Source organism: Pseudarthrobacter arbutini, assembly GCF_054510915.1.
Genome location: NZ_JBTNDQ010000009.1, coordinates 26666 through 50493, shown reverse-complemented (window position 1 = coordinate 50493; position 23828 = coordinate 26666). Strand labels below are relative to the sequence as shown.

Below are 23828 nucleotides of genomic sequence, written 5' to 3'. Positions count from 1 at the left end.
GCCGCAACGAGAAGGACGTAAGAGCGTCCGGTGCGTCCTTAGACGCCCAACTCTGCCTTGAGTGCTGCGACGTGGCCCTGGGCCTTGATCTGGTACTGGGTGAGCGTGACTTTGCCTTCGGCGTCGAGCACCACGGTGGAACGGACCAGGCCGTCAACCACTTCGCCGTTCACCAGCTTTTCGCCCCAGGCGCCGTAGGCCAGCGCCACGGCGTGGTCCTCGTCGGAGAGCAGCGGGAACGTCAGGGCGAAGTCGCCGGTGAAGGCCGCCAGCTTCTCAGGCGCGTCCGGGGAGATGCCCAGGACCTCGTAGCCGGAGGACTGCAGGCTGGCGAGGTTGTCGCGGAAGTCGCAGGCCTCGGTGGTGCAGCCGGGGGTTGCGGCTTCCGGGTAGAAGTACACAATGACGTTGCGTCCGCGGTAATCAGAGAGGGAGACCTTCTGGCCGTCGGCGTTGAGCAGGGCGAAATCGGGGGCCTGGGTTCCGGCGAGGAGTTTCTGGGTCATTTTTCGATCCTTGACTGGTGGGGCAACCGCCGTGGCCGGCGATCAATCTATGGGTGCAACGGGCTGCCTAGATGCAGTATTCCGCGGGTCCGCGGACCGTGCTGCCCGGTCCGGGCACGAACTGGTAGCCGCCACCGCGCACGGTGGCGATGGCGTGGCGGGCCGAGCCCAGCTTGCGCCGGACGCGTCCAACATACACGTCGATGGAGCGGAATGCCGCGCCGGGGCAGTCCAGCGATTCCAGAACGCGTTGCAGTTCTTCACGTTGAATCGTCCGCGACTGGTTTTCCACGAGGTACCTCAGGAGGCTGAATTCCATGTGGGTGAAGCTGACCGGGACACCATCCAGAAGTACGGTGTCCGCGGCCAGATCCACTGCCACGATGCTCCGTCGCCCGGCCAGGGAGACTGGCGGGGCGACGACGGCGGCGGTGCCGTTTCCGGCGTCGGACGCCGTTTCCGAAACATTAGCGCCGCCGTCGGAAACGTCGGGACCGTCTGAACCTTCGACGCCGGACGTTCCGGCCGCGGTCCACAGGTGGACTCCGGCTTCCGGAGCGAGTTGGCGGGCACGCGCCAGGACCGCTTGGGCGGCCTGGGCCCAGACCGCCGGGTCGATGTCCTGGCCTTCACAAGGCTGGAGCCACACTGCCAGGCCGCGCGGCTGAAGCCCTGGCTGGAGGCCTGGACGGGCGCCCGGACTAACGCCAACACGGGAGCCGGCGTGCTGCCGCGGGTATGGTGCGTGGACGTTGACGGCCATCGCGCTGCGCCTCAGACGCCGCCGCGGCGGATCAGCTTGCCGCTGGGCGTGCGGCCGTCGATCTCGTTGCCGCGAAGGAACGTTTTGCGGACGACGCCGGAGAGCGCCTTGCCGTCGTAGGGCGTGATGGGGTTCTTGTGCTTGAGCTTGGTGACGTCGACGACGAACGCGTCGTCCGGTGCGAAGATGGAGAAGTCCGCATCGTAGCCGAGGGCCAGCTGGCCCTTGTTGTGCAGGCGGGCCAAAGCGGCGGGCTTCTCAGCCATCCAGGACACCACCTGTTCCAGGGTGATGCCGCGGTGCCGGGCCTCGGTCCAGATCAGGGACAGCCCCAGCTGCAGCGAGGAGACGCCGCCCCAGGCCACGGCGAAGTCGCCGTTTTCCAGGTCCTTCAGGTCCAGGGTGGACGGGGAGTGGTCCGAGACGATGCAATCGATGGTGCCGTCCTGCAGGCCCTTCCAGAGCAGCTCGCGGTTGGACGCCTCGCGGATCGGCGGGCAGCACTTGTACGCCGTGGCGCCGTCGGGGATTTCCTCGGCCATCAGGGTGAGGTAGTGCGGGCACGTCTCCACGGTGAGGTGGACGCCGTCGCGCTTTGCACTGGCGATCATGGGCAGCGCGTCGGAGGACGAGAGGTGCAGGATGTGGGCGCGGGCGCCGGTCCAGCGGGCGCGCTCGATGACCTCGGCGATGGCCTTGTTCTCGGCGCCGCGGGGGCGGGAGGCCAGGAACGTTTCGTAGTGGTCGCCGCCCGGGTGCGGGGCGCGGTCGATCGCGTGGGAGTCCTCGGCGTGGACGATCATGAGCGAGTCGAAGGACTTGAGTTCGGCCATGTCCTCCTCCATCTCGTCCGCTTCGAGGTGCGGGAACTCGTCCACGCCGGAGTGCAGCAGGAAGCACTTGAAGCCGAAGACGCCCTCGTCATGCAGGCCGCGGAGGTCCTTCTTGTTGCCCGGTACGGCGCCGCCCCAGAATCCGACGTCCACAAATGCCTGGTCCTCGGCCACCTCGCGCTTGAGCTTGAGGTTCTCCACCGTGGTGGTGGGCGGGATGGAGTTCAGCGGCATGTCGATGATGGTGGTGACGCCGCCCGCGGCGGCCGCCCGGGTGGCGGACGCGAAGCCCTCCCACTCGGTGCGGCCGGGCTCGTTGACGTGGACGTGCGTGTCCACGAGGCCGGGGATCAGGGTTTCGTCGTCGGCCAGGTCGATGACCTGCGTGCCGGTGAGGCCGTTGCCGAGCGGTTCGATGGCGACGATCACGCCGCCGCGGATGCCAACTTCGCGGGCGGTGATGCCGGCGGTGGTGAGGATGCGCTGGCCGCGGATGACCAGGTCAAACGCGCCGGGCGCCGGGATGGTTTCTTCAGACATGGACGTTCTCCTTGGTGTCGGTTCGCGCTGCACTCGCAGGCAGGTGCACGCCGATGTGCTTACCTAATTCTTCAAGCAGCGGGCCTGCTTCGGCCATACATTTTTCTACATTGGACTCAAGATCGGTCAGGGCGTGAACGGCCCTGAACCCGGCTTCCGTGAGCTGTTCCTGGCTCAGCGTACTGCGGCCGCAGACGGCAATCACGGGGATTCCGGCACGAGCCGCGGCGCGGGCCACACCCATGGGCGTTTTGCCGAGCAGGCTCTGCTCGTCCAGGCTGCCTTCGCCGGTGATCACCAGGTCCGCGCCGGCCAGCCGCTGCTCCAGTCCAGTGAATTCGAGGACGACGTCGATGCCCGGCCTGCGTGCCGCGGCCAGCGCCGCGATGGCAATGTAGCCGACGCCGCCGGCTGCTCCTGCGCCGGGTGCGACGGCGGCCCTCTCGGCGCGGATGCCGATCTCGCCGGCGAGGACCGAGACGAAGTTCGTCAGGGCGGCGTCGAGGGCGACGACGTCGCTCGGGGTCGCGCCTTTCTGCGGTCCGAAGATCGCGGCGGCGCCGCTGGACCCCAGCAGGGGATTGTCGACGTCGGACGCCAAGGTGAAGCGGGCGTCCTCCAGCCGGACGTCCAGGCCGGAGAAATCGATCCGGTCCAGGCGGGCCAGGGCGGCCCCGCCGCCGGGGAGCTCGCTGCCCTCTTTGTCGAGGAAGACCGCGCCGAGGCCCTGCAGGACCCCGGCGCCGCCGTCGGTGTTGGCGCTGCCACCCACGCCCAGGATGATCTGCCGGCAGCCCAGGTCCAGTGCGGCGCGGATGAGTTCTCCGGTGCCCAGGCTGGTGGACGTGGTGGCCGTTCCGGAGTCCGGGCCGCCGCCTTGGATGACAGAGGGCAGCAGCGCGAGCCCGGATGCGGCGGCCATTTCGATCACGGCCTCCCTGCCGCGGACCGCGAAGTCGGCCCGGACCGGCTGGCCCGTGGGGCCTGTGACGGTGGCGGTCCGGCGGGTGAAACCCGAGCCGACGGCGGCGTCGAGGGTGCCCTCGCCGCCGTCGGCCACCGGAATGAGTGTGGTCTCAAGGTCCGCCACAGCTGACTGCAATCCCGCGCTCAGGCGGCTGGCGACGTCGGGGGCGGACATTGAACCCTTGAACTTGTCCGGGGCGATGACCACACGCATTCCGGTACCTCCTCTCGTTCTGTTCTAGTCCAGCAGGGCGATGATCGAAGTGGGGGCGTCCGCGCCGCGGGCCGCCAGTTCCTCGAACTCGTTCACGGCGTTGATTTCCACGCCCATGGAGATATTGGTGACCTTTTCCAGGATCACTTCCACCACCACGGGAACCTTGAACTCGCCCATCAGTGCCTTGGCCTTGTCGAACGCGGCCGGCAGGTCGGAGGGGTTTTCCACGCGGATGGCCTTGCAGCCCAGGCCCTCGGCCACCTTGACGTGGTCCACGCCGTAGCCGTTGGTCTCAGGGGAGTTGATGTTCTCGAACGCCAGGGACACGTTCTGTTCCATCTCGAAGCCGCGCTGCGACTGGCGGATCAGGCCCAGGTACGAGTTGTTCACCACCACGTGGATGTACGGCAGGTTGAACTGCGCGCCCACGGCCAGCTCTTCGATCATGAACTGGAAGTCGTAGTCACCGGACAGGGCAACCACGGTCTCGTCCGGCTTGCCGCGGACCACGCCCAGGGCGGCCGGGGCGGTCCAGCCCAGGGGGCCGGCCTGGCCGGCGTTGATCCACTGGCGCGGGCCGAAAACGTGCAGCAGCTGGGCGCCGGCGATCTGCGACAGGCCGATGGTGGACACGTAGGTGGTGTCCTTGCCGAAGGCCTTGTTCATTTCCTCGTACACGCGCTGCGGCTTGATCGGCACGTTCTCGAAGTGCGTCTTGCGCTGCAGGGAGCCCTTGCGTGCGGTGCACTCGGCAACCCAGCCGGCGTAGTCCGGCAGGGACTTAGCCGCCTGGCGCTCGCGTGCCAGCTCGATCAGCCCGTCCAGCGCCGCACCGGCGTCGGACGCGATGCCCAGGTCCGGCGAGAACACGCGGCCGATCTGGGTGGGCTCGATGTCGATGTGCACGAACTTGCGGCCCGCCGTGTAGGTGTCCAGGCCGCCGGTGTGGCGGTTGGCCCAGCGGTTGCCGATGCCGATCACGAAGTCGGAGGCCAGCATGGTCTCGTTGCCGTAGCGGTGGCTGGTCTGCAGGCCCACCATGCCGGCCATCAGGACGTGGTCGTCCGGGATGGTGCCCCAGCCCATCAGGGTGGGGATGACCGGAACGTTCAGCAGTTCGGCCAGTTCCACCAGCTGCGCGGAGGCGCCGGCGTTGATGATGCCGCCGCCGGCCACGATCAGCGGGCGCTCGGCTGCGGTCAGCATGTCCAGCGCCTTTTCCAGCTGCTTGCGGCTGGCCGTGGGCTTTTCGACGGCGATGGGCTCGTAGGCGTCGATGTCGAATTCGATCTCGGCCATCTGCACGTCGAACGGCAGGTCCAGCAGGACCGGGCCCGGACGGCCGGAGCGCATCAGCTGGAAGGCCTTCTGGAAGGCGCCCGGAACCTGGCCGGGCTCCATGATGGTCATGGACATCTTGGTGACGGGGGCGGCGATGGTCTGGATGTCCACGGCCTGGAAGTCTTCCTTGTGCAGCTTGGCCACGGGGGCCTGGCCGGTGATGCAGAGCATGGGGATGGAATCCGCCCAGGCCGCGTACAGGCCGGTGATCATGTCCGTGCCGGCAGGGCCCGAGGTGCCGATGCAGATGCCGATGTTGCCATCCTTGGCCCGGGAGTAGCCGTCCGCCATGTGGCTGGCGCCTTCTACGTGGCGGGCCAGCGTGTGGCGGACCCCGCCGTTCTTCCGCATTGCCGAGTAGAACGGGTTGATTGCCGCGCCTGGCAGGCCGAACGCCTCGATGGCGCCTTCCTTAACCAGGATCGCGACGGCAGCGTCAACGGTGCGCATCTTAGTCATTGTGTACTCCTTGAAAAGTCTGTGGGGTGCCCGCTGGGGGCGGAATTTGGGTGTAGTGGGGGAGCCGCCGTCGTGATGTACGACGGCGGATCACCGGTTTGCTTCTTGTCCGGCTACTGCCGGAGGTGCTTACTTGCGGCCGCTGAGCTGCAGGACCTGCTTGAAGAGGCCGGAGTGGTCGAGGCCGCCGTCGCCCTGGTTGACGGTTGCGGCGACGAGCTGTGCGACGACGGCGCCGAGGGGGACGGCGACGTTGGCTTCGCGGGCTGCCGAGGTGACGATGCCGAGGTCCTTGTGGTGGAGGGCCAGGCGGAAACCGGGGTCGAAGTTGCGGTCCAGCATCTTCTGGCCCTTCTGGTCCAGGACCTTGGAGCCGGCCAGGCCGCCGCCGAGGACCTTCAGGGCTGCGTCGGTGTCCACGCCGTAGGCCTCAAGGAAGGCGATCGCTTCGCCGAGGATCTGGATGTTGACGGCCACGATCAGCTGGTTGGCTGCCTTGACGGTCTGGCCGGAGCCGGAGGGGCCCACGTGGACGATGGTTTTGCCGACGGCCGTGAGGACCGGCTGTGCAGCCTCGAAGTCGGCTGCCTCGCCGCCCACCATGATCGAGAGAACGGCGTTGATGGCGCCCTGTTCGCCGCCGGAGACCGGGGCGTCGAGCGGGCGGATGCCTGCTTCTTTGGCATCGTCGGCGAGGCGCTTGGCGACATCCGGGCGGATGCTGCTGGCGTCGATCCACAAGGTGCCCTTCTTCGCGTTGGCGAAGACGCCGTCCTTGCCGCTGACTACGCCCTCGACGTCGGGGGAGTCCGGGACCATGGTGATGACGACGTCGGCGTCCTTGACGGCGTCCGCGATGCTCGTGGCACCCTGGCCGCCTTCGGAGACGAGCTTGTCGATCTTGTCCTGGCTGCGGTTGAACCCGGTGACGGTGTGGCCGGCCTTGACGAGGTTGATGGCCATGGGGAGGCCCATGATTCCGAGTCCGATGACTGCAACGTTGCTCATTGTGGTTCCTTTACTGAAAGTCTGTGTGGTGGTGCGGGTGGGGACTACTGCGAGACGCGCTGGCGGATGGCCCAGCTGAACGCGGTTTCCGCCGGTTCCTTGTATTCGAGGCCGATGTAGCCGTCGTAGCCGAGTTCGCGGCTGCGGGCGATCCATTCGCCGAGGGGAAGCTCGCCGGTTCCGGGAGCCCCGCGGCCGGGGTTGTCGGCAATCTGGATGTGGCCGAAGTCCTTGGCGTGGTTTTCGATGACGGCTGCGACGTCGTCCCCGTTGACTGCCAGGTGGTAGAAGTCCGCGAGGAGCTTAATGTTCTCTGCGCCGGATTCAGCCTTGACGCGGGCGATCACCTTGAGGGCGTCCGCTGCCGTGAGGAGCGGGTACTTGGCGGCGCCGCTGACCGGTTCGAGGAGGACGGTGCCGCCGATGCCTGCGACGCCGGCAGCTGCCGCGGCGAGGTTTTCGGCGCCGATGGCGTCCTGCTTCTCGGCCGATTCGCCGTCGACGCGGTTGCCGTAGAGGGCGTTGAAGGCCTTGCAGCCGAGGCGCTCGCCGATGCCGGCGACGACGTCGATGTTGTCCAGGAATTCGGTAGAACGCGCGGGCCAGGAGACCAGGCCGCGGTCGCCGCCGGGCATGTTGCCGGCGTTGAAGTTCAGGCCTGTGAGCTGTACACCGGCATCCTTGATGGCGTTCTCAAACCCGGTGATCTGGGCGTCCGTGGGGACGGAGGTGTCGAAGGGCCACCAGAACTCGACGGCGTCAAAGCCGGCCGCCTTTGCGGCTGCGGGGCGCTCGAGCAGGGGAAGCTCCGTCAAGAGGATGGAGCAGTTCACTGTGTACGTCATCGTAGGTCCTTCCGAGGAGGGCTTTGATCTATCTTCCCGCTTGCTTGGCTCTTCTCGAGTTTCCGCTTTGTGGAATTTAGATTCTGCTTTATGAAAAGTTTAGGGAAAGTGCGGTGTGGAGTCAAGGGGGTGTTCTGTGGGGATGTGGATGGGCATCTTCGCCGCCAGGCACAGAAAAGCGGGCGGCTCTTGGCAGAGCCGCCCGTTCGATTGACGATACTTAGTGCCGCTTGAAGGCGTGCCTGATCTTTTCGCCCGCTTGCTTGAGGTCGGCCCGGACTGCGCGGGCCTTGCCTTCTGCCCTCATGCGGTCGTTTCCGCTGACCTCGCCGGCGGCCTTCTTTCCCTTGCCGTGAAGCCTCTCCGCGGCGTTGTGGATCCTGTCACCCAAACCCATTGCGGTCCTCCTTGTGGTGCGGCCGGTTCGGCTGATTGCCGCCTATGCCGCCACTTAAATTGTAGAAAGAAATGGCCCCCACGGACCGGTGGGCAGCCTAAGAGATCTGCGGGAATGCGGTGGATCGAGGTAGTTCTGGTACCGGCCTCGCGGCTGAGTCCGGCCTTCAGCGACGCCGACGCCGGCGGGCTAATTCCCCGACGGCCGCGCCTGCCAGCGCGATGGCCAATGCCAGGAGGACGGTCGGGCCGGCCCCGCCGTCGGGTCCGAGCGTGGCCGTGAGGATCTGTCGGATCATCAGGGCCAATTCCTGCGGGTCCCGCTCCGGCAATCGTGTGCCCAGGACGTAATTGACGGAGATGAACAACGCCGGAACCACCCACAGAGCGGCCAGGTTCACCAGCCAAACGAATGCGCGGCGGGCGGGACGGAGGCTGCACCATGCCAGCGCCGCACCAACCAGTACCGCGGGCAACCAGCGCAGCAGCGTCAATACCGGGGCGGAGAGGTTGCCCGCCCCGGCCAGATTCCCCGCCCACTCGCCGACCCACGACCCAAATGGCACGGCGATGAGTCCGATACCCAGGGCTGTCAGGGCCATGGACTTCGCCGCGATGAGCAGGAGCGCCACCAGGCCCGCGACGATAGCGGCTAGCACCCCTGCGAGCAGCCCGGCGAAATAGACGCCTGACATCGCTCCGCTCGCCAAACCGGCGTCGAGCACTGAAAACGCCTGAACCGTCGCCGTGGCCTGCACCGCGAGAACGCCGCCGGCCGCACACCAGACAACCAGCCGTCGTCGGGCGGGTGACCAGAGCCGCACTGCCAGGCCGGCGGCCGCCCCTCCCACGGTCATCAGCGCAACGAGCGTGGTGAGTTCGTATTGGCTCAACGGCAGGAGCGACAGGGGCATCTGCTGCGGCAGCACTTCCGCGCCCCAAAGGTTCTGCAGAGGAAGCTGCGCGCCGGTGGCCAGCCACGGGGCCAGCCCAAGCAAGCCCGCCAGAAGCCCGATCAACAAGGCGAGTGCTACGTCCTTGCCGATGGCGTGGGGCGGCATTTCGGCGCCAGAGGCAGGCCGCGCGGCCTGGTTGTGGTTGAGGTGGCTCACGGAAATCCTTCGGTGACGGGGATCAGGGTTGGGCCGCGTCTGGGCCAAGAGAACGTGGATCCACCTAAATAATACGCCGAATGGATTAATTGCGGCAGCGAGGCACCGCCCACCTGCCGTCAGACGGTCCGCGGCGCCTTGGCCAGGGTCTCGCTGAGTTCAGCAGCGTTCTGCCGCACCACATTCGCCGGACGGCCCGGCTCTGCGCGCCAGCTCTCGGAGATGGGGCCGAGGTTCACCGTGTCGAAGCCGAACTCGTCATATAGCTTCGTCACGAGTTCGCTGGCCTCGGCGTAGTCGCTTGCGGTGGCCAGGGCACGGCGGTTCGGTGTGCCGGTAGGCGTGCCGTCCGTGGTGATCTCGCTGTACCGGATGTGGTTGAAGCCCTTCGCCACCTTGGACGTGGGCAGGTGTTCCTGCACCAGCGCGGAAGACGTGGTTTCGCCGGCGTCGAGGGCCGAAACATGGCCGTCGCGCTTCCAGTAGTAGTTGCCGGTATCGATCACGATTTTCCCCGCGAGCGGCTGCACAGGGATGCTGCCGAGGCTCCTGAAAGGAATGGTCACGACGGCGAAATCGCCCGCCGCTGCTGCTTCGGCCGGCGTCGCGGCCCGGGCACGGGGTCCCAGTTCCGCCACGAGTGCGGCCAGCGTTTCGGGGCCGCGGGAATTGCTGATCACCACGTCGTAGCCGAGTTCGACTGCTTTGCGGGCCACCTGGCTGCCGATGTGTCCTGCTCCGATGATTCCGATGGTTGTCATATCGGGGCAACGCCGGCGCCCGTGGGGATATTTCGTTCGTTACGCCCTGCGACGGCCGGCCAAGGCTAAGTCTCTACGGCAGGGGGAAGCAACGTTTCTCTCTGGCGGGAGAGCCGGTTCCCGGACACACCGTGATCAACGTAGAGGTCATCGCGTCGGACGCCGGCGGCCAGAAGATCCGCCTGCTGCCAGACGATGCCCTCGACCGTCCGCCGCATGTCCATGATCGGACGTCCGTTCCCCTTCCACACGGGGAAAGATGTGCCATTTCGGCCCATGCCTTGTCGGAAATTTCCTGCCTCGCTGATACACCGCTAATTCCACAGTCCCCCGCAAGGATGCCGCCCTGACTACCGACTTCATCGCCAGCATCAAAGAACATGGCGTGATGGAACCCGTCATCGCCCATCGGTCCTCGCTGGCCGCCTGGTCAGGGAGCCGGCCACCGCCGGATCGCATCGGCGACTGCGGGCTCCAGTCGAGACAGCCGATCCACGACTTGGTCGGGGGTAAGCTCCGGATGGCCCAGCAGCTGTTGGTAGTCCCGGAGCCCGCCCTCATGGCCGGCGGTCCACAGCTGCTCGGCGAAGCGGATCAGCCGGAACTGATACCACACGTAGTTCGTGACGCTGGTCTGCATGCTCTCGCCCATCAGTGCCAGGTCCTGCAGGTCCCAGATGCCGTTTCCGGCATCGATGGTGGCCTCGGTCAGGGCACCCAGCCGACGCAGCTGGTCGGGTTCGTGAGTGGCGAGGTAGCCGTGCATCCCGAGGTTGGCGAATAGCTCCATGACCCATTCGGCCGGGAACTCCGAGGCCCACGTGACCGGCTGGATCTCGTGGAACAGGTGGGTCGCCTCGTGGGTGATGATCAGGTCGGCGATCCCGGTGAAGTCCGGCGGGTCTCCAAAGGTGGCCGCGATCCCGGTGGAAGCGGTCTCGCTCAGGTGTGGTCGCAGAGCGTCGACGTATTCCTGCCACCAGTCGGCCGGTGTTGGAGAGGTGCCGAGCTTGTCCGGGATGGAGAACATCATCCCGTAGATCGGGATCTCGCAGACGCTGGCCCAGTCGTGCGCGTCGGCCACCACCAACGTCGGGCGGCGCACCTTGCCGGTGACCTGGCCGAGCCAGTCGAGCGCATGAGCCGTGCGAGCAGCGATGGACCGGCCGCGGTCCTCGGATCCGCGGCTGGCGAAGACCGGGAACGGAAAGCCCTCGAGGGAGCTCAGTGTGGGGTAGGCGGTAGTTGTCATGCCTACTGGTGTCCTGGGCGAGCCAAAAAGTTCGCTGCTCCGGACGAGTACGCCAGATGAAGGCTGACAATCTCCTCACCGCGGTGCCGGTAAACCTGCGTGGTGAACGGCGGGCAGTGATCGGGCGCATCTGCGGGGTTCTGGAATGCACCTTCGACCACGGTCAGCCCGGCACCGGCCACCACGCGGAGCAGGCGCAGCCGGACCCCGGCTTCGAGGTCTTCTGCCAGGCTGCGCATGATCGCTTCCCGGCCGACGAAGACCTCGGCGCTGGTGGCCACGGTGAGTCGGGCCCCCTCAGCCAGCGCGTTGGCCAGCAGGGCGGGTTCGTAGCCGCCGTTGTACTCCTCGACGATCGCGGCGAACAGCAGTTCGCGGGCTTGGCTCACCCGGGAATGGTCATCGGCAGCCGCCAACTCCAGTGCGCGCAGCCGGGCAACCAGGGCCGCACGGGCATCGTGCAAACGGCTGCGCACCGTGCCCACGGGAACGCCCAGGGCAGCCGCGATCGCGTCATAGCTAGGGGCCGAGCTGAAGTAGCGCAGCACCACGACATCGTGCAGGGGCTCCGACAGCCCGCCTATCGCCTCCCAGACCCAGTCCCGCAGTGCCGCCTCGTCGAGCCGGCGTTCGAGATCCTCCGCCGACGGAATGTCGGTGAGGTCCATGGGAAGCGGCTCGCGGCGGCGGAGCCGGGCACGGGCCAGATTCCGGGTGATCCCGGTCAACCACGCCCGCGCGAGCGACGGGTCCCTGATCCTGCCAACATCGGCGATCGCGACCAGCGAGGCATCCTGCACCACGTCCTCGACGTCTGGACCCGCGGCCATCACCGCGGTCGCCACCGCGTGCATTGCGGCACGATGGCGCATCAGCAGAACTGCCAGCGACTGAGCGTCGCCTGCTTGCGCGGCCACGACAAGTTCGCCGTCGGACGGCTCCATGTGCTCAAGTGTCGCACGTCGTCACTAGGGGTGGAAAGGCGGACCCGGCAGCGCTCGGCCCTGGAAGAGATGCTGGGGCGGACCACCGGGTTCCGCAGCGCCCAGCAGCTGCACGCCATGCTGCGTGAGGACGGTGATGCCGTCTCCCTGGCCACGGTCTACCGGCTCCTGCAATCCATGGCCGACGAAGGTGAAGTGGACGTGCTCCGCAGCCAGGACAGTGAGAACCGGTACCGCCGCTGCCACCGCCAGGAACATCACCACCATCTGGTCTGCCGCCAGTGCGGCACACCGTTGAAGTCGCAGAGACCACGGTCGAACGCTGGGCCGACCGGATAGCAGAGATCACTGACTTTGGTGCCAGATTGCCCCATGGAAGCCATCGCCAGACGGAGCTTCGCCGGGGTCATCTTGTAGGGACGCCCGCCGTTCCGGCCCTGGCGCGGGCGGAGGCCAGCCCGGCGAGTGTGCGTTCAGAGATCAGCTCGCGTTCGAACTCTGCGAGGGCCGCGAAGATGCCGCAGACGAGCTTTCCGGACGCCGTGGTGGTATCGATCGCCGCACCTTGGCCGGTAAGGACTTTCAACCCGATGCCGCGTTCGGTCAGATGATGGACGATGTTGACCAGGTGCCGCAGGTCCCGGCCGAGCCGGTCGAGTTTCCAGACGACCAGGGTGTCACCGTGGCGCAGGGCTTTGAGGCAGGCGGCCAGTTCGGGCCGGTCATCTTTCTTCCCGGAGGCTTTGTCTTCGGAGAGGGAACCCACACCGATGCCGGCGGCCAGGAGGGCGTCCCGCTGCAGGTCCGTGGTCTGGGACCCGTCGGCCTTTGAGACTCGAACTCTGATGCCAACGGCGCCCTGAGAGTAGCGTTTTCCCCATCAGAAAACTCCGCTGATCTGGGCTCCGGACACATTCTTGGTGTGGAGGTGCCCCTTGTGAAAAGTGGCGGAGCGGCATCACAGCCGAATCTCAAACTCATTGTCTTGTGCGTGATGCTTCTGAATTCCCTGGCCGTGGTTGCCTGCTCTACGTCGATCCCCACCCAAGCAACGAACAGATGATCTCTGGCCCGCTGCTGCGGGCCACTAATCGAGGAGGATGATATGAAGCACAAGGTACTTGCCACCTTGGGAGCGGTGATCTCCGTGATCGGAATCTCGATCGCATCGGCTGCCCCTGCGTTGGCGGCGCGGCCGCTCGAGCACGACCACTTTACGGATTCCAGCAGCGCCATTGCCCAGGAAGAATTCCCCGGGTTCTGCGCCGGGATCGTAGACTTCCCGGTGCGACACGACAGGCACGCCGAGGGGATGTTCCTCTTCGTTCATCACGGCGACGGTCTCGCATACGGAGGGGGCCCGATCCGCTCAACCGATGTGTGGACAAACACCCTGAACGAGCAGACCTACACGATCACGGAGTCGGGCCAGGCACGGGACCACAAAATAACCGACAACGGCGATGGCACCCTGACCGTCGAGATCGCTGTCTCCGGCGTCCAGAAGGTCTATGGCCCGGACGGTACGCGTCTGTTCATGGACACGGGTACATTCAGGTTCGAGATCCTCATGGATCACGGCGGCACGCCTGCTGACCCCTCCGACGACGAGTTCATTAGGGACCTCGGCGAGACGGCCAGTCACGGGCAAGCGGACACGGCAGGACGCGACTTCTGCGAAGACCTCGTCACCTTCATCGGTTAACAAATTCAAGCGGCCCTGGGAACACGACCGGCAGCAGGGCCGGGTAATCGGGCATGCCGCGAACCACGCCCGCGCAAGCGGCCCATTTCTCTCTTTGGGACGCTTTTGCGCCGAGCCGCCGGGACGGAACGACGGCGACACCACGGGGGCGATAGCCTGAACGTTGAACCCAGCCCCACCCCGGAACGAGGATTTCCCCATGATCACACGCACCGACGTCGACGAAGCCGCTGCCCGGATTGCGGGGAGGATCCGCGTCACGCCCGTGCTGGCGGCAGACCGCGGCGCGTTCCCCGGCGAGGTGTGGCTCAAGTGCGAGTTCATGCAGCACACCGGCACGTTCAAGGCCCGGGGCGCGTTCAACCGGGTCCTGGCCTGCCGGGAGCGCGGCGAGCTGAAGGACGACGTCGGCATTGTGGTGGCCTCCGGCGGCAACGCCGGGCTCGCCAACGCCTACGCCGCCACGGAAGTGGGCGTCCCCGCCGCGGTGTTCGTGCCCGAAACCGCCCCGGCCGTGAAGGTCAAGAAGCTCTGGGACATCGGCGCCAACGTGGTCCAGCGCGGCGCGGAATACTCGGAAGCGTTCGACGCCGCGATGGCCTACGCCGCCGAGACGGGCGCGGTCTACTGCCATGCCTACGACCAGCCCGAGATCGCCGCCGGGGCCGGCACCATCGGAACCGAATTGCTGGAGCAGCTGGGCGACGTGGACACCGTGGTGGTGGCCGTGGGCGGCGGCGGACTGATGGCGGGGGTCGCGGCCGCCGTGGAGGGCCGGGCCAAAGTGGTGGGCGTCGAGTCCGAATCCACGCCCACCCTGCACGCCGCGCTCGCGGCCGGAACCCCCGTGGACGTTGCCGTTTCGGGGATTGCCGCGGACTCCCTGGGGGCCCGGCAGATCGGCCGGATCGGCTTCGAAGTGGCCGTCCGTACCGGCGTCCGCGCCGTGCTGGTCTCCGACGAGGACATCGTGGCCGCCCGGTCCCTGCTTTGGGAGCAGTACCGGATCATCGTGGAGCACGGCGCGGCCACAGCTTTCGCTGCCCTCCACTCCGGCGCCTACGTACCGGCGGACGGGGAACGCGTGGCCGTGATCCTCTGCGGCGCCAACACGGACCCCGCCACCGTCTGAGGTTCTACTGATCGACGACGACGACGTCCCTCCCGTTGAGCGGCTGGACCGGCCGGCTGTTGCCCGCGTGCGCCGCGCGCAGTGTGGCAAGCTGTCCGGCTCCCAGCTCGATGGGCGTCTCGAGGAGCAGCCAGCGCACGCCTTCCGAGCAGGGCGGAGTGGTCAGGCTGCCGTCGTACGCGAAATGATCCAGCGACGCCGGGAACAGTGCCGGGAAGTCCACGACGCCGGCCGGCACCTTCTGCCCACCGGCTGCGGCCGGCACGCCGTCCGTGAACGGCGCCCACGGCGCATTGGTAGCCCCCACCGTGGCGAGGATCCCGACGACGGCCAGCCCGCCGTCGTCGGCCTGGTGGACGAAGTGGAACTCCGCTTCGTGCCGTACACCACCCAGCGTGTGCTCGGACGGGGCATGGAAGTGCAGCTGCTTGAACGCGTACTTCTTGCCGCCAACCGTGATGCCCTGGGCCGTCAGTGCACGCAGTTCGGTGGTGTGGCCGTTATCGGTGATCTCGCCTTCCGAGGCGGAATAGTCGACAGCGAGCGGTGCCGGGGAAAGGCCCGAACGGCCGCCGACGTCGATGGGGGACTGGGCGGTGCCCGAAGAGCAGGAGCCGAAATCGGAACTCAACGCGCCCCAGTGTTCGGGACCCTCGGCGCCGTCGTAGGACCAGGCATGGGGACCTGCGGGGGCGGACGGCGAGGGTGCCGCGGCCCCGGCGGCGGACCTGCTGCAGCCGGTGACAAGTGCCAGCAGCCCCAGGCCTGATCCAACTATCAAAGACTTCCTGGTCATTATTGTGGCGCTGCGCATTTCCATCCTTCGGGTCGTGTAGGTCCGCACCGGAGAGCCCGGGCGGACCTACGACGACTACCACGGGGGCCGGTGGCAGGTCTTGTCACAGACGCACGCCGCAGGATGTGACCCGCTGTCCTGCCGGAAGTCAGGGCGCCTTGCTGGCGCCGGAAGCGTCTGTGTTTTCCGTTGCCCGCGGGGCTTCCGCGGCGGCCGGCACTTCGGCACCGAAGCTGCCGAGCAGGGTCAGCGAATCAGCCGACGGCGAGCCCGGCTTCGCCGAATACACCCGCAGCACCTGGTCTGGATCGTCGGGAAGCGTCAGGTCTTCGAAGTTCAGTTCCAGGTCCCCGACGACGGGGTGGTGCAGCCGGACACTGCCTGCGGACCCCGTGGCCAACCGGTGTCCGGCCCACCAACGGCGGAAGCGTTCGCTGTGCACCGCGAGTTCGCCGACGAGTTGATTGGCCTGGGGGTCGTTGGGGTGCCGGCCGATATCCGCGCGCAGTGTCCCGACGGCTTCGGCCGCCACGGTCTCCCAGTCCCGGAAGAGATCGTGGGAGCGCGGATCGAGGAAGATCCAGCGGGTGAGGTTCCGCTCCGCCGTCGGCATGGCCGGGAAATCGGCAAGCAGAAGGAACGCCAGGCGGTTGCCGGCCAGAACATCTGTGCGCCGGCCCAGGACCAGGGCGGGAACGTTGCCAACGGCATCCAGGAGTTGGCGGAGCGCCGGCCGAACGCCCTGTTCCGGAACGGGTGAATGCTGGGACCTCGCGCAGTTCTCCAGAAGGTCGAACATGTGCGCCTGCTCGCCAGGATCCAGGCGCAGGGCCCGCGCCACTGAATCCATCACCGCCCGGGAGGGGTGGATGTTCCGGCCTTGTTCGAGCCGGGTGTAGTAGTCGGTGCTCACGTCCGCCAGGCGCGCGATTTCCTCGCGTCGCAGCCCGGGGACGCGCCTGCCACCGGAGGTCGCGGCTATCCCGGCCTGCTCCGGCGTCAGCCGCGACCGCATTGCCTTCAGGAACTTTCCAAACTCCGCGCTCTGACCCATGTCTTCCATTGTCCAAGCCGGGGTCCCCGCTTTCCAGTGACGAAGGTAGGACTGCCAGTCCTAGGAAAAGGAGGGAATGGCTTACCTGCTGACACGGCCTGCCGGCGTGCTTAGCGTTGAATGCATAGCCCGCCCCCGCAGGGCTGATCGAGCCAACAACACCCCCACCGGAAGAATTGATGATGTCCCAGCCACAGGAAATTACCATCCCCACCGTGACCCTCAACAACGGCGTCCAGATCCCGCAACTCGGCTTCGGCGTATTCCAGGTCCCGCCGGAAGAAACGCAGCGCATCGTCGAGGACGCCCTCGAAGCCGGCTACCGCCACATCGACACTGCTGCGGCGTACCGGAACGAGGCCGGCGTCGGGGCAGCCATTGCCGCTTCGGGCATACCCCGCGGGGAACTCTTCATCACCACCAAGCTGCGCAACGGTGAACAAGGAATGGCCCACCAAGCCTTCCAGAACAGCCGCCAAGCCCTGGGCCTGGACTACGTGGACCTCTACCTGATCCATTGGCCCGTGCCCGCACAGGGACTCTTCACGGAGGCTTGGAAGGCCATGGAACAGCTGTACGCAAACAACCAGATCCGCGCCATCGGGGTTTCGAACTTCCTGGCTGACCACCTGGACACGCTCCTGGCGGCGGCGGATATTGTCCCGGCCGTCAACCAGATCGAAGTCCACCCCGCGTTCCAGCAGCAGGAGCTGGCGGCCAAGAACCGCTCCGTGGGCATTGCGGTGGAGGCGTACAGCCCGTTGGGGCAGGGCGCCGATCTGGCAGCGGCCACCGTGAAATCCCTGGCCGCTAAGTACGGTGCCACACCTGCCCAGGTTGTGCTCGCGTGGCATCTCAGCCAGGGCACCATCGTCATCCCGAAGTCGGTCCAGGCCGCACGCATGCGGGAAAACCTGGGCGCTGCCGCCGTGTCGCTGACGCCCGCGGAGGCAGCCGAAATCACGGAACTGGAGTCGGGCGCCCGCACCGGCGGGGATCCCGCCGTCGCCGCGCACAGCCAAATGTAGCCAATCCGCACCTGAGAAGTGCGAAACCAAAAGAGCCCCATCGAACAAGAAGAGAACCATGGATAATTCGCTGATGATCGCTTGGGCAGTCGTCCACCTCATAAACAACGACAGCCGCAGCGCCTTGCCGGATGCACCCGTTGTGGCACCACGACCAGCCGGACGCGCACGCAGGAGACTGGCCCGCTTCCAGCGGCGGCTGGCCAGTTTCCTGCACGAAGCCGCGTGGGCAATTGAACCTGAACCGCGGACGGCTACTGAGCCCTGACCGTGAGTCTCTGGGGAGGGGAGGCGGGCTTCCGGCTACGCATGCCGGTGACCGGATCGCTCTGTGGCGATCGTGTGGATGAGGCGTGCGGCCGTGCGTGCCGTGCGGGAGTCGACGTCGAACCTGGGGTTCAGTTCGACGACGTCGACCACGGCGAGCTTGGGGGAGCGGGCCAGCTGGCGGCACACTTCCAGCACGACGGAGAGCGGAACCCCGTACGACGCCGGTGCGCTGACACCGGGGGCGACGTACGCGGGGAGGACGTCGAGGTCTATGGTCAGGTAGACCACGTCCACGGAGTCGATGAAGTCCTGCGTGAACTGCCGGACCTGCTCAGTCCTGGACTCGGTGCATTCCTCGTCCAGGAGGTACTTGACGCCAAGCTCCCGGGCCGTCTGGAACAGGGCCTCGGTGTTACCGGGCTGGCTGATGCCCACCACTGTGTAGTTGAACCCGTGGCCCAGGGCGCGCTCGGCCTCGGCCACCTGCCGGAACGGCGTGCCCGAGGACGGGATGGCCTCCGCTCGGAGGTCGAAATGCGCGTCCAGGTTGATGATGCCGATCCGGCGTCCATCGGTGACCTGGCTGGCGCGGAGGCCCGTGTAGGTTCCAAAGGCGGTTTCGTGGCCGCCGCCCAGGATGACAGGCAGGTGGCCCGCATCCAGGGCATGGCGGACGGCCGCGCCAAGACGCTCCTGGCCGTCCTCGAGGTTTCCGTCCACCACGGCGTTGTCGCCAAGGTCGTGGACCGGGAGTTCCGCGGGCGCCGCCATGGGTGCCAGGGCGGCGCGGATGCTTGCGGGACCGTCGACGGCGCCGACCCGGCCTTTGTTCCGGCGGACGCCTTCATCGCTGCGGAACCCAAGGATGGCGATTCCCGTGGTGCCGGCCTGGGCCGTGTTCACTGCGTGGTGCCAGCGCCGGTGTTCTGGGCCGGGGCCGTCGTCGCGGCCCGTCCACGTGTGCTGGGTGGTGGGGTTGGTCATCGGGATCCTTCTCCGTGTCCGAGCACCAATGCGGCGTCACGGGTGCTTGCTATGAGTTGCTTTTCGCGCCGGACCGCCCGGTCCGCCGGAGCCATGGTGCTGACGGCACCCAGAAGCCGGCCGCCGTCGTCGAACACGGGGAAACTGACGCCCCAGACGCCCGCATCCACCGCCCCGTAGCTGAGGCCGAAGCCGCGGCCCTGGACGAGCTGGAGCTCGTGGTTCAGGTTGTCTGCGTCCTCGGAGCTGAGCCCGAGGCCGGCCACGATCCTGCTCTGCTCCTGGGGGTCCAGGTGTGCGAGCAGGGCCATTGCGCTGGCGCCCTTCAGCAGGGGGAGCGAGCGGCCCGGCGAATAACTGCAGCGCAGCATCTGCGGGCCTTCGATGGCATCCACGCACAGTGCCTCCGCACCGCGGACCACCAGGTAGGCGGCCAGTTCCTGGGTTTCATCCGAGAGCAGCTGTAGTTGCTCCGAGATGCGGCCCTTGACCATGGCTTCCTGGTGGAAGTTGGCGGCGAGGCGCAGGGTTTCCGGGCCGGCACTGTAGTGCCCGCGGCGCCTGGTCTGCGCCACCAGCCCGGACTGCACCAGCAGTGCCAGGTGCCGGTACACGGCGCTGGCGGGGATGCCCGTTGTTTTGCTGATCTGGGCTGCAGTCAGAGTCCGGTGCCGCGCGAATTCGAGCAGGATGTCGACGAACCGCGAGGCGTTGCCTTCCGGCATCACGGAATGGCTCGGATCTGTATACATAAGAGCGACGTTAGTGGCTGGAATCACAGATGGCGCTAATGAGTTCCCATGGCGTGGGAATTTAATTTCCGCCGGGTGGGAATGGCGACGCTCAGGAGTCGCTCAGCGGCTGCTGGCGGTACTCTCCTGCCGGTCGTGGGGCGGGCGCGGCACCACGTGGGAGGGCCCGACGGCGGCACCCGGGTGCCGCCGTCGGGCCCCTATTCAGGCGCTTGCAGGCTCAAGAACACCGGCGCCGCGGAGCTTGCCGACAAAGCCCGCGACGGCGTCGAGCAGTTCCGCCTCCACCTTGCGGCGGGTGCCGTCGACGTCGCCGTTCAACACGGTGGGTGCGAAGCGCACGTGCACGGCGTCCTCGACGCCGACGAAAGCCAGCCAATCCGCGAAGAAGGTGCTGCTGAAGTCCTGTCCGAAGGCTGCGGGAACCCCGGGCGCGTAGACGCCGCTGCTGTGGATGGCCAGGGCGTGCTTGCCCTCCAGGAGGCCTCGGTAGCCGGCCGCGGGGTCGAAACCGAAGGTCCAGCCCGGCTGGGTCACGATGTCGATCCACTGTTTGAGCACGTACGGGATCCCTGCGTTCCACATGGGGATGTTGAAGACGTAGGCGTCGGCGGCCGCGAACTGTTCGAATACGGCCCGGGCGGCCTCCCACGCGTGCGTCTGCTCAGGGCTCTGCTCCTGGCCGGAGAAGGCGGCCATTTTAGCGGCGGCCGCGATGCTGCCGAAATCAGGGAGCACTCCGGCGTCGAACAGGTTCAAGACCTCAACCGTGACGCGCTCCCCGCCGGCATCCTGCACGGCGTCGATGAAGTGGCGTGCCAACTGGAGCGAGCCGCTGTGGGCGTCGCGGGGCGAGGCATTGATGTGTAGGAGCGTAGGCATGGGGGTCCTTTCCTCGGAAGGCGCGCCGGTTTCCGGCCGCCCTCACGATCCTTGCCCACCGTTAGGGGACCGCAGAAGGAGGCACCTCAAAGTGCCCCGGGCACGCCGGGGTGCCTGTGTGACCGAATGTTGCGGGAGTTTCCCTTCCGGAAACCTTGCCTCCGTAGGCTTGGCGGCGCACTTCAGATCCTGATGGAAAGCGTGGGTGACATGACTCTGACAGCCAGCCAGAAGCGGCACGAAACTCGGCTCGAGTACAACGCCGCGCTGCCCGGATGCCCGGCACGGCAGCTGCTGGAGGCCATGAGCAGCAAATGGGTGAGCCTCGTGATGCTCGCGTTATCCGAGGGGCAACAAAGGCACAGCGAGCTCCGGCGGCAGATCCCGGGCGCGAGCCAGAAGATGCTGACCTCCACGCTGCGTTCCTTGGAACGGGACGGCCTGGTCTCGAGGTCCGTGACACCCACCGTTCCTGCCCGGACGGACTACGAGCTCACCACCCTGGGCCACTCCCTGCTCTGCGTGATCCATGAGATGAAGGACTGGGCCGAGGCCAACATGGACGAAGTAGCCCATGCCCGCCTTGAGCACGACCACGACCGCTCCATCGCCGGGTAACCCCGACGGCGGCCCGCCCGCCGTCGTCGGCCTCGCCCACGCCCGGGACATCACCATGCGGACCGGGGAACGCTTGGGGAACGGTCGCGACCTACCGTTAAGCGAGAAATCTGAAAGGAGGTGAGAACAATGGCAGACCACTATGCCTCAGGAACCTGGCAGGTGAAGCAGGGCAGCGAGCAGGAATTCATAGATCGGTGGACCGAGTTCCTTCAGTGGTCCCGGGCGAACTACCCGTCGATCCTGGTGGCGAACCTCATTCGTGACCGACGTGTTCCCGGTCATTATGTTTCGTTCGCGGAGTGGACCGACGAGGCGTCCCGGGACGCGTGGAAGCAGAACCCGGGGTTCATGACCCACTTCGATGCCTGCGTTGCGCTGTGCGAGCACATGAGCGGTGCTGATTTCGACCGGGTAGTGACCGTGTAAGTTCTGAGTCAGGTTGCCCGGCGCGCGGCCGCGAGCGCCCGCAGCGCGCCGAGCTGCTCGAACGCAATGGCCGCGTCGTCCAGCAGGTGCCGGTCAGCCAGACCGCCGGCGCCAGCCAAAGCGGCCTGCAGCCGGCAGCGGGCGGACCAGAAAGGCTGATGGGCCCTTTCGTAGAGGCGCGCCGCGGAGAGGAATCGTTCGCGTGCCCCGCCCGCGTCCGCGTCGGTCAGCGCCAGCGAACCGCGGGCGGACTCGGCCATGGCAGTCCACGCCGAACTTTGGAAGGAGTGCCCAACCCGCTCGGCTGCCTGGGCGAATACGGTTGCGCCCGCCCTGTCGCCGAGCGCAGCGAACGCTTCGGCCGCCATCGGATACAGCAGGGCGGTGCACGTCGGACATTCGCCGTAGCGCGCCGCTGTCGCCGCCGCGGACCGGACTACGCGGACTGCCTCGGCCGGATCGCGGCGCTCCAGCGCGTCCAACGCCGCTGTCGCATAGAGCCGGCCCCAGGCGTGCCGGGCCAAGGGCGATACCACGGCGATCGCCATCCCGTGACGAAGGTACGCCGCCGCCGCGATGCTATCGCCTCGCATTACCGCGAGTTCGGCAAGCCGCTGCCAAGGCAGCGCACCGGAGCGGGCATCGAGCTCAGCGTACAATTCCGTGCTGCGCTCCAGGCACCCCGCGGCCTCATCCCAGCGCCCCTGCAACAGGAGTGATTCCCCGAGCAGGCACCAGGCGAACGCCTGAGCGTGGCGCGCACCCCGGCCGATGGCCAGCGCCAGCGTGCCGCGGGCATAGTCTTCGACCGTCTCGCACAGCCCGTCCCCATACAGATGGTATTCACCGATGCAGCAATGGAATTCGAAGATCCTTCCCAGCCGCGGATCCTCGCCGCCCACATCACCCAGCCGCTCGATCTCGGCCTGAAGACCAGGCCGCCATGCTCCGCGCATATGACAGATGATGGCGAGTGTTTCCTGCACCGCGGCGACGTCCTCGCCCGTTCCGTGGACCTCGGCAGCCGCCAGGCTAGCCTCCGCTGCGGATTGTGCTTCGTCGTAGCGCCCCACGGACCACAGCCAGTTCGCGCGCGCCTCCAGGACCCGCGCCTTCTCGGCCTCGTCCTTCCTGCCTGCCAGTAGGCCCTCGGCCGCCCGTAAGTGGCTCTCCGCGGCAGCCGCGTCCTGCATCATAAGGTGGGCCTGCGCGGCTTTGCGGTGCAGCCGGGCCAACCGGTGATTGGCGCTGGAACCGCGCAGGCGCGCAACCGCCGCAACGAACGCTGCGACCGCACCCTGAAAATCGCCCGACACCAACCGCAGGCCACCGACCTGCTCCAACAACTCGCTGGCCAGCTCAGGCTCCGACGACAGGCCTGTGCGGATCTGCTCGAACAGCCGTTCCGTGGCAGGGTCTGGCTCGATGCCTAGTTCCCGGTCCAGCGCTGCGCGGAGGCGCTCATGTTCCTGCATCGCCTCGTGTCGCCGGCCCGCCAGAGCGTGCACCCGCATCAACGCGACACCTGCCTCCTCGTGGATGGGGTCAGCTGCAATGACCCGCCGCAGTGCCGATACGGCACCGTCGAAGTTCGCGCGGGCCTCCAACAATCGTGCCTGTTCGACCAGCAGAGCGAGGAAATCCGACCGGAGCGCCCCCTCCCTGGTTATTGCCCAGTCCTCATATCGGTCCTCGGGCAGGAGATCTCCGTCGTACAGTCGGATCGCAGCCGCATACGCGGCCGGGTCGCCGGTCCGGCGTGCCCGCATAGCCGCAGCCTCGAACGCATCAACATCCACCCACGTCGACTCGCGGTCCAGCCGGAGCTGCTCACCCGAGATGAGGTACCGGTCCAATGCCGACAGGCTCGGATCCAAGACGAGGCGGGCCTCGTGGACCACCTTGCGAAGCTGACCGCTGGCCGCATCCGGCTCCAACCCGGGCCACAGATAATCCAGGACCTGCTCCCGCTGCAACCGGTGACCCGGTGCCAACGCCAGAAGTTTGACCACGGCCTTGGCCTTACGCAAACGCCACTCGCCATCCGGGATGTCCCGCGAACCCACCGACACCCGGAAGCCGCCAAGCAACCGAATTCGAACTCCGCCCTCGACCAACGCCGTCACGCTTCCAGAATCCCACCACCACGCTGTCAATGACAGGGCTGGCTGCGAGCCCTCGGCGGCGGATGGGGAAAGGATCCGCCTAGCTGCCGAGCCGCTGGTACGAACGACG

The 23828-nt window shown here is 67.0% G+C and carries 27 protein-coding genes; 7 read left to right on the top strand and 20 right to left on the bottom strand.

Annotated elements, in window-relative coordinates; all coding sequences use genetic code 11:
* Positions 1 to 38: 38 nt before the first annotated feature.
* From bcp to ACX80V_RS11610, 13 genes are all read right to left on the bottom strand, one after another.
* Positions 39 to 506 (bottom strand): thioredoxin-dependent thiol peroxidase, encoded by a 468-nt coding sequence (gene bcp / locus ACX80V_RS11670; protein ID WP_141141703.1) that lies wholly within the window; start codon positions 504 to 506, stop codon positions 39 to 41.
* A gap of 67 nt (positions 507 to 573) precedes the next feature.
* On the bottom strand, positions 574 to 1269 hold the full coding sequence (locus ACX80V_RS11665; RefSeq protein WP_485843252.1) for a winged helix-turn-helix domain-containing protein: 696 nt from the start codon (positions 1267 to 1269) through the stop codon (positions 574 to 576).
* Positions 1270 to 1280: 11 nt separating this feature from the next.
* Positions 1281 to 2642, bottom strand: a complete 1362-nt coding sequence (gene allB, locus ACX80V_RS11660; RefSeq protein WP_485843251.1) for an allantoinase AllB — start codon at positions 2640 to 2642, stop codon at positions 1281 to 1283.
* A complete protein-coding gene (locus ACX80V_RS11655) occupies positions 2635 to 3822 on the bottom strand; it encodes a glycerate kinase (protein ID WP_485843250.1) in 1188 nt (395 codons plus the stop codon). Before ACX80V_RS11655 ends, allB begins: the two co-directional genes overlap by 8 nt.
* 24 nt (positions 3823 to 3846) lie before the next feature.
* Positions 3847 to 5625 carry a glyoxylate carboligase gene (gcl, locus tag ACX80V_RS11650; protein ID WP_485843249.1) on the bottom strand — a complete coding sequence of 593 codons (1779 nt, stop codon included), beginning with the start codon at positions 5623 to 5625 and terminating at the stop codon, positions 3847 to 3849.
* 129 nt (positions 5626 to 5754) lie between these two features.
* Positions 5755 to 6789 carry a 2-hydroxy-3-oxopropionate reductase gene (locus tag ACX80V_RS11645; protein WP_485843248.1) on the bottom strand — a complete coding sequence of 345 codons (1035 nt, stop codon included), beginning with the start codon at positions 6787 to 6789 and terminating at the stop codon, positions 5755 to 5757.
* Positions 6678 to 7478, bottom strand: coding sequence for a hydroxypyruvate isomerase family protein (locus ACX80V_RS11640; RefSeq protein ID WP_485843247.1), 801 nt, complete (start codon positions 7476 to 7478; stop codon positions 6678 to 6680). The genes ACX80V_RS11645 and ACX80V_RS11640 overlap by 112 nt, the downstream gene beginning before the upstream one ends.
* Before the next feature lie 220 nt (positions 7479 to 7698).
* Positions 7699 to 7875 (bottom strand): CsbD family protein, encoded by a 177-nt coding sequence (locus tag ACX80V_RS11635; protein ID WP_056340807.1) that lies wholly within the window; start codon positions 7873 to 7875, stop codon positions 7699 to 7701.
* A gap of 166 nt (positions 7876 to 8041) precedes the next feature.
* A complete protein-coding gene (locus ACX80V_RS11630; protein WP_485843246.1) occupies positions 8042 to 8986 on the bottom strand; it encodes a hypothetical protein in 945 nt (314 codons plus the stop codon).
* A gap of 119 nt (positions 8987 to 9105) precedes the next feature.
* A complete protein-coding gene (locus ACX80V_RS11625) occupies positions 9106 to 9747 on the bottom strand; it encodes an NADPH-dependent F420 reductase (RefSeq protein WP_485843245.1) in 642 nt (213 codons plus the stop codon).
* A 65-nt stretch (positions 9748 to 9812) separates the two neighbouring features.
* The gene (locus ACX80V_RS11620; RefSeq protein ID WP_485843244.1) at positions 9813 to 9971 is read right to left on the bottom strand and encodes a hypothetical protein; all 159 of its coding nucleotides are present in this window, start codon (positions 9969 to 9971) and stop codon (positions 9813 to 9815) included.
* A 206-nt stretch (positions 9972 to 10177) separates the two neighbouring features.
* Positions 10178 to 10999, bottom strand: a complete 822-nt coding sequence (locus tag ACX80V_RS11615) for a hypothetical protein (RefSeq protein ID WP_485843243.1) — start codon at positions 10997 to 10999, stop codon at positions 10178 to 10180.
* Positions 11000 to 11001: 2 nt separating this feature from the next.
* Positions 11002 to 11943, bottom strand: a complete 942-nt coding sequence (locus ACX80V_RS11610) for an RNA polymerase sigma factor (protein ID WP_485843242.1) — start codon at positions 11941 to 11943, stop codon at positions 11002 to 11004.
* A 30-nt stretch (positions 11944 to 11973) separates the two neighbouring features.
* Here ACX80V_RS11610 and ACX80V_RS11605 point away from each other — a divergent pair, with 30 nt between their 5' ends.
* Positions 11974 to 12282, top strand: coding sequence for a Fur family transcriptional regulator (locus ACX80V_RS11605; protein WP_485843241.1), 309 nt, complete (start codon positions 11974 to 11976; stop codon positions 12280 to 12282).
* A 67-nt stretch (positions 12283 to 12349) separates the two neighbouring features.
* Here ACX80V_RS11605 and ACX80V_RS11600 read toward each other — a convergent pair whose 3' ends face one another.
* A complete protein-coding gene (locus ACX80V_RS11600) occupies positions 12350 to 12727 on the bottom strand; it encodes a recombinase family protein (RefSeq protein WP_485843385.1) in 378 nt (125 codons plus the stop codon).
* A 321-nt stretch (positions 12728 to 13048) separates the two neighbouring features.
* Between ACX80V_RS11600 and ACX80V_RS11595 the strand changes: the two genes are divergently transcribed.
* Together ACX80V_RS11595 and ACX80V_RS11590 are read left to right on the top strand one after the other, a co-directional pair.
* On the top strand, positions 13049 to 13648 hold the full coding sequence (locus tag ACX80V_RS11595; protein WP_485843240.1) for a hypothetical protein: 600 nt from the start codon (positions 13049 to 13051) through the stop codon (positions 13646 to 13648).
* Between the two features lie 199 nt (positions 13649 to 13847).
* Entirely contained in the window at positions 13848 to 14780 is a 933-nt protein-coding gene (locus tag ACX80V_RS11590; protein ID WP_485843239.1) for a threonine/serine dehydratase, read from the top strand.
* Positions 14781 to 14784: 4 nt separating this feature from the next.
* Here the strand turns inward: ACX80V_RS11590 and ACX80V_RS11585 are convergent, their stop codons facing one another.
* Both ACX80V_RS11585 and ACX80V_RS11580 read right to left on the bottom strand, forming a co-directional pair.
* The gene (locus ACX80V_RS11585; RefSeq protein WP_485843238.1) at positions 14785 to 15561 is read right to left on the bottom strand and encodes a carbonic anhydrase; all 777 of its coding nucleotides are present in this window, start codon (positions 15559 to 15561) and stop codon (positions 14785 to 14787) included.
* A 163-nt stretch (positions 15562 to 15724) separates the two neighbouring features.
* Positions 15725 to 16630 (bottom strand): helix-turn-helix transcriptional regulator, encoded by a 906-nt coding sequence (locus ACX80V_RS11580; protein WP_485843237.1) that lies wholly within the window; start codon positions 16628 to 16630, stop codon positions 15725 to 15727.
* A 182-nt stretch (positions 16631 to 16812) separates the two neighbouring features.
* Between ACX80V_RS11580 and ACX80V_RS11575 the strand changes: the two genes are divergently transcribed.
* Both ACX80V_RS11575 and ACX80V_RS11570 read left to right on the top strand, forming a co-directional pair.
* The gene (locus ACX80V_RS11575; protein WP_485843236.1) at positions 16813 to 17658 is read left to right on the top strand and encodes an aldo/keto reductase; all 846 of its coding nucleotides are present in this window, start codon (positions 16813 to 16815) and stop codon (positions 17656 to 17658) included.
* 58 nt (positions 17659 to 17716) lie between these two features.
* Positions 17717 to 17926: a hypothetical protein gene (locus ACX80V_RS11570; RefSeq protein WP_485843235.1), complete on the top strand. Its 210-nt coding sequence runs from the start codon at positions 17717 to 17719 to the stop codon at positions 17924 to 17926.
* 35 nt (positions 17927 to 17961) lie between these two features.
* Here the strand turns inward: ACX80V_RS11570 and hutG are convergent, their stop codons facing one another.
* From hutG to ACX80V_RS11555, 3 genes are all read right to left on the bottom strand, one after another.
* Positions 17962 to 18912 (bottom strand): formimidoylglutamase, encoded by a 951-nt coding sequence (gene hutG / locus ACX80V_RS11565; RefSeq protein ID WP_485843234.1) that lies wholly within the window; start codon positions 18910 to 18912, stop codon positions 17962 to 17964.
* Positions 18909 to 19664 carry an IclR family transcriptional regulator gene (locus ACX80V_RS11560; protein ID WP_485843233.1) on the bottom strand — a complete coding sequence of 252 codons (756 nt, stop codon included), beginning with the start codon at positions 19662 to 19664 and terminating at the stop codon, positions 18909 to 18911. The genes hutG and ACX80V_RS11560 overlap by 4 nt, the downstream gene beginning before the upstream one ends.
* Positions 19665 to 19868: 204 nt before the next feature.
* A complete protein-coding gene (locus ACX80V_RS11555) occupies positions 19869 to 20546 on the bottom strand; it encodes an FMN-dependent NADH-azoreductase (protein WP_485843232.1) in 678 nt (225 codons plus the stop codon).
* A gap of 210 nt (positions 20547 to 20756) precedes the next feature.
* On the opposite strand from ACX80V_RS11555, the gene ACX80V_RS11550 reads away from it, so the two are divergent.
* Positions 20757 to 21164, top strand: coding sequence for a winged helix-turn-helix transcriptional regulator (locus ACX80V_RS11550; RefSeq protein WP_058931197.1), 408 nt, complete (start codon positions 20757 to 20759; stop codon positions 21162 to 21164).
* Positions 21165 to 21293: 129 nt separating this feature from the next.
* A complete protein-coding gene (locus ACX80V_RS11545) occupies positions 21294 to 21593 on the top strand; it encodes an antibiotic biosynthesis monooxygenase family protein (protein WP_058931198.1) in 300 nt (99 codons plus the stop codon).
* 8 nt (positions 21594 to 21601) lie between these two features.
* Here the strand turns inward: ACX80V_RS11545 and ACX80V_RS11540 are convergent, their stop codons facing one another.
* Positions 21602 to 23719 carry an AfsR/SARP family transcriptional regulator gene (locus ACX80V_RS11540; RefSeq protein ID WP_485843231.1) on the bottom strand — a complete coding sequence of 706 codons (2118 nt, stop codon included), beginning with the start codon at positions 23717 to 23719 and terminating at the stop codon, positions 21602 to 21604.
* Positions 23720 to 23828: the final 109 nt, after the last annotated feature.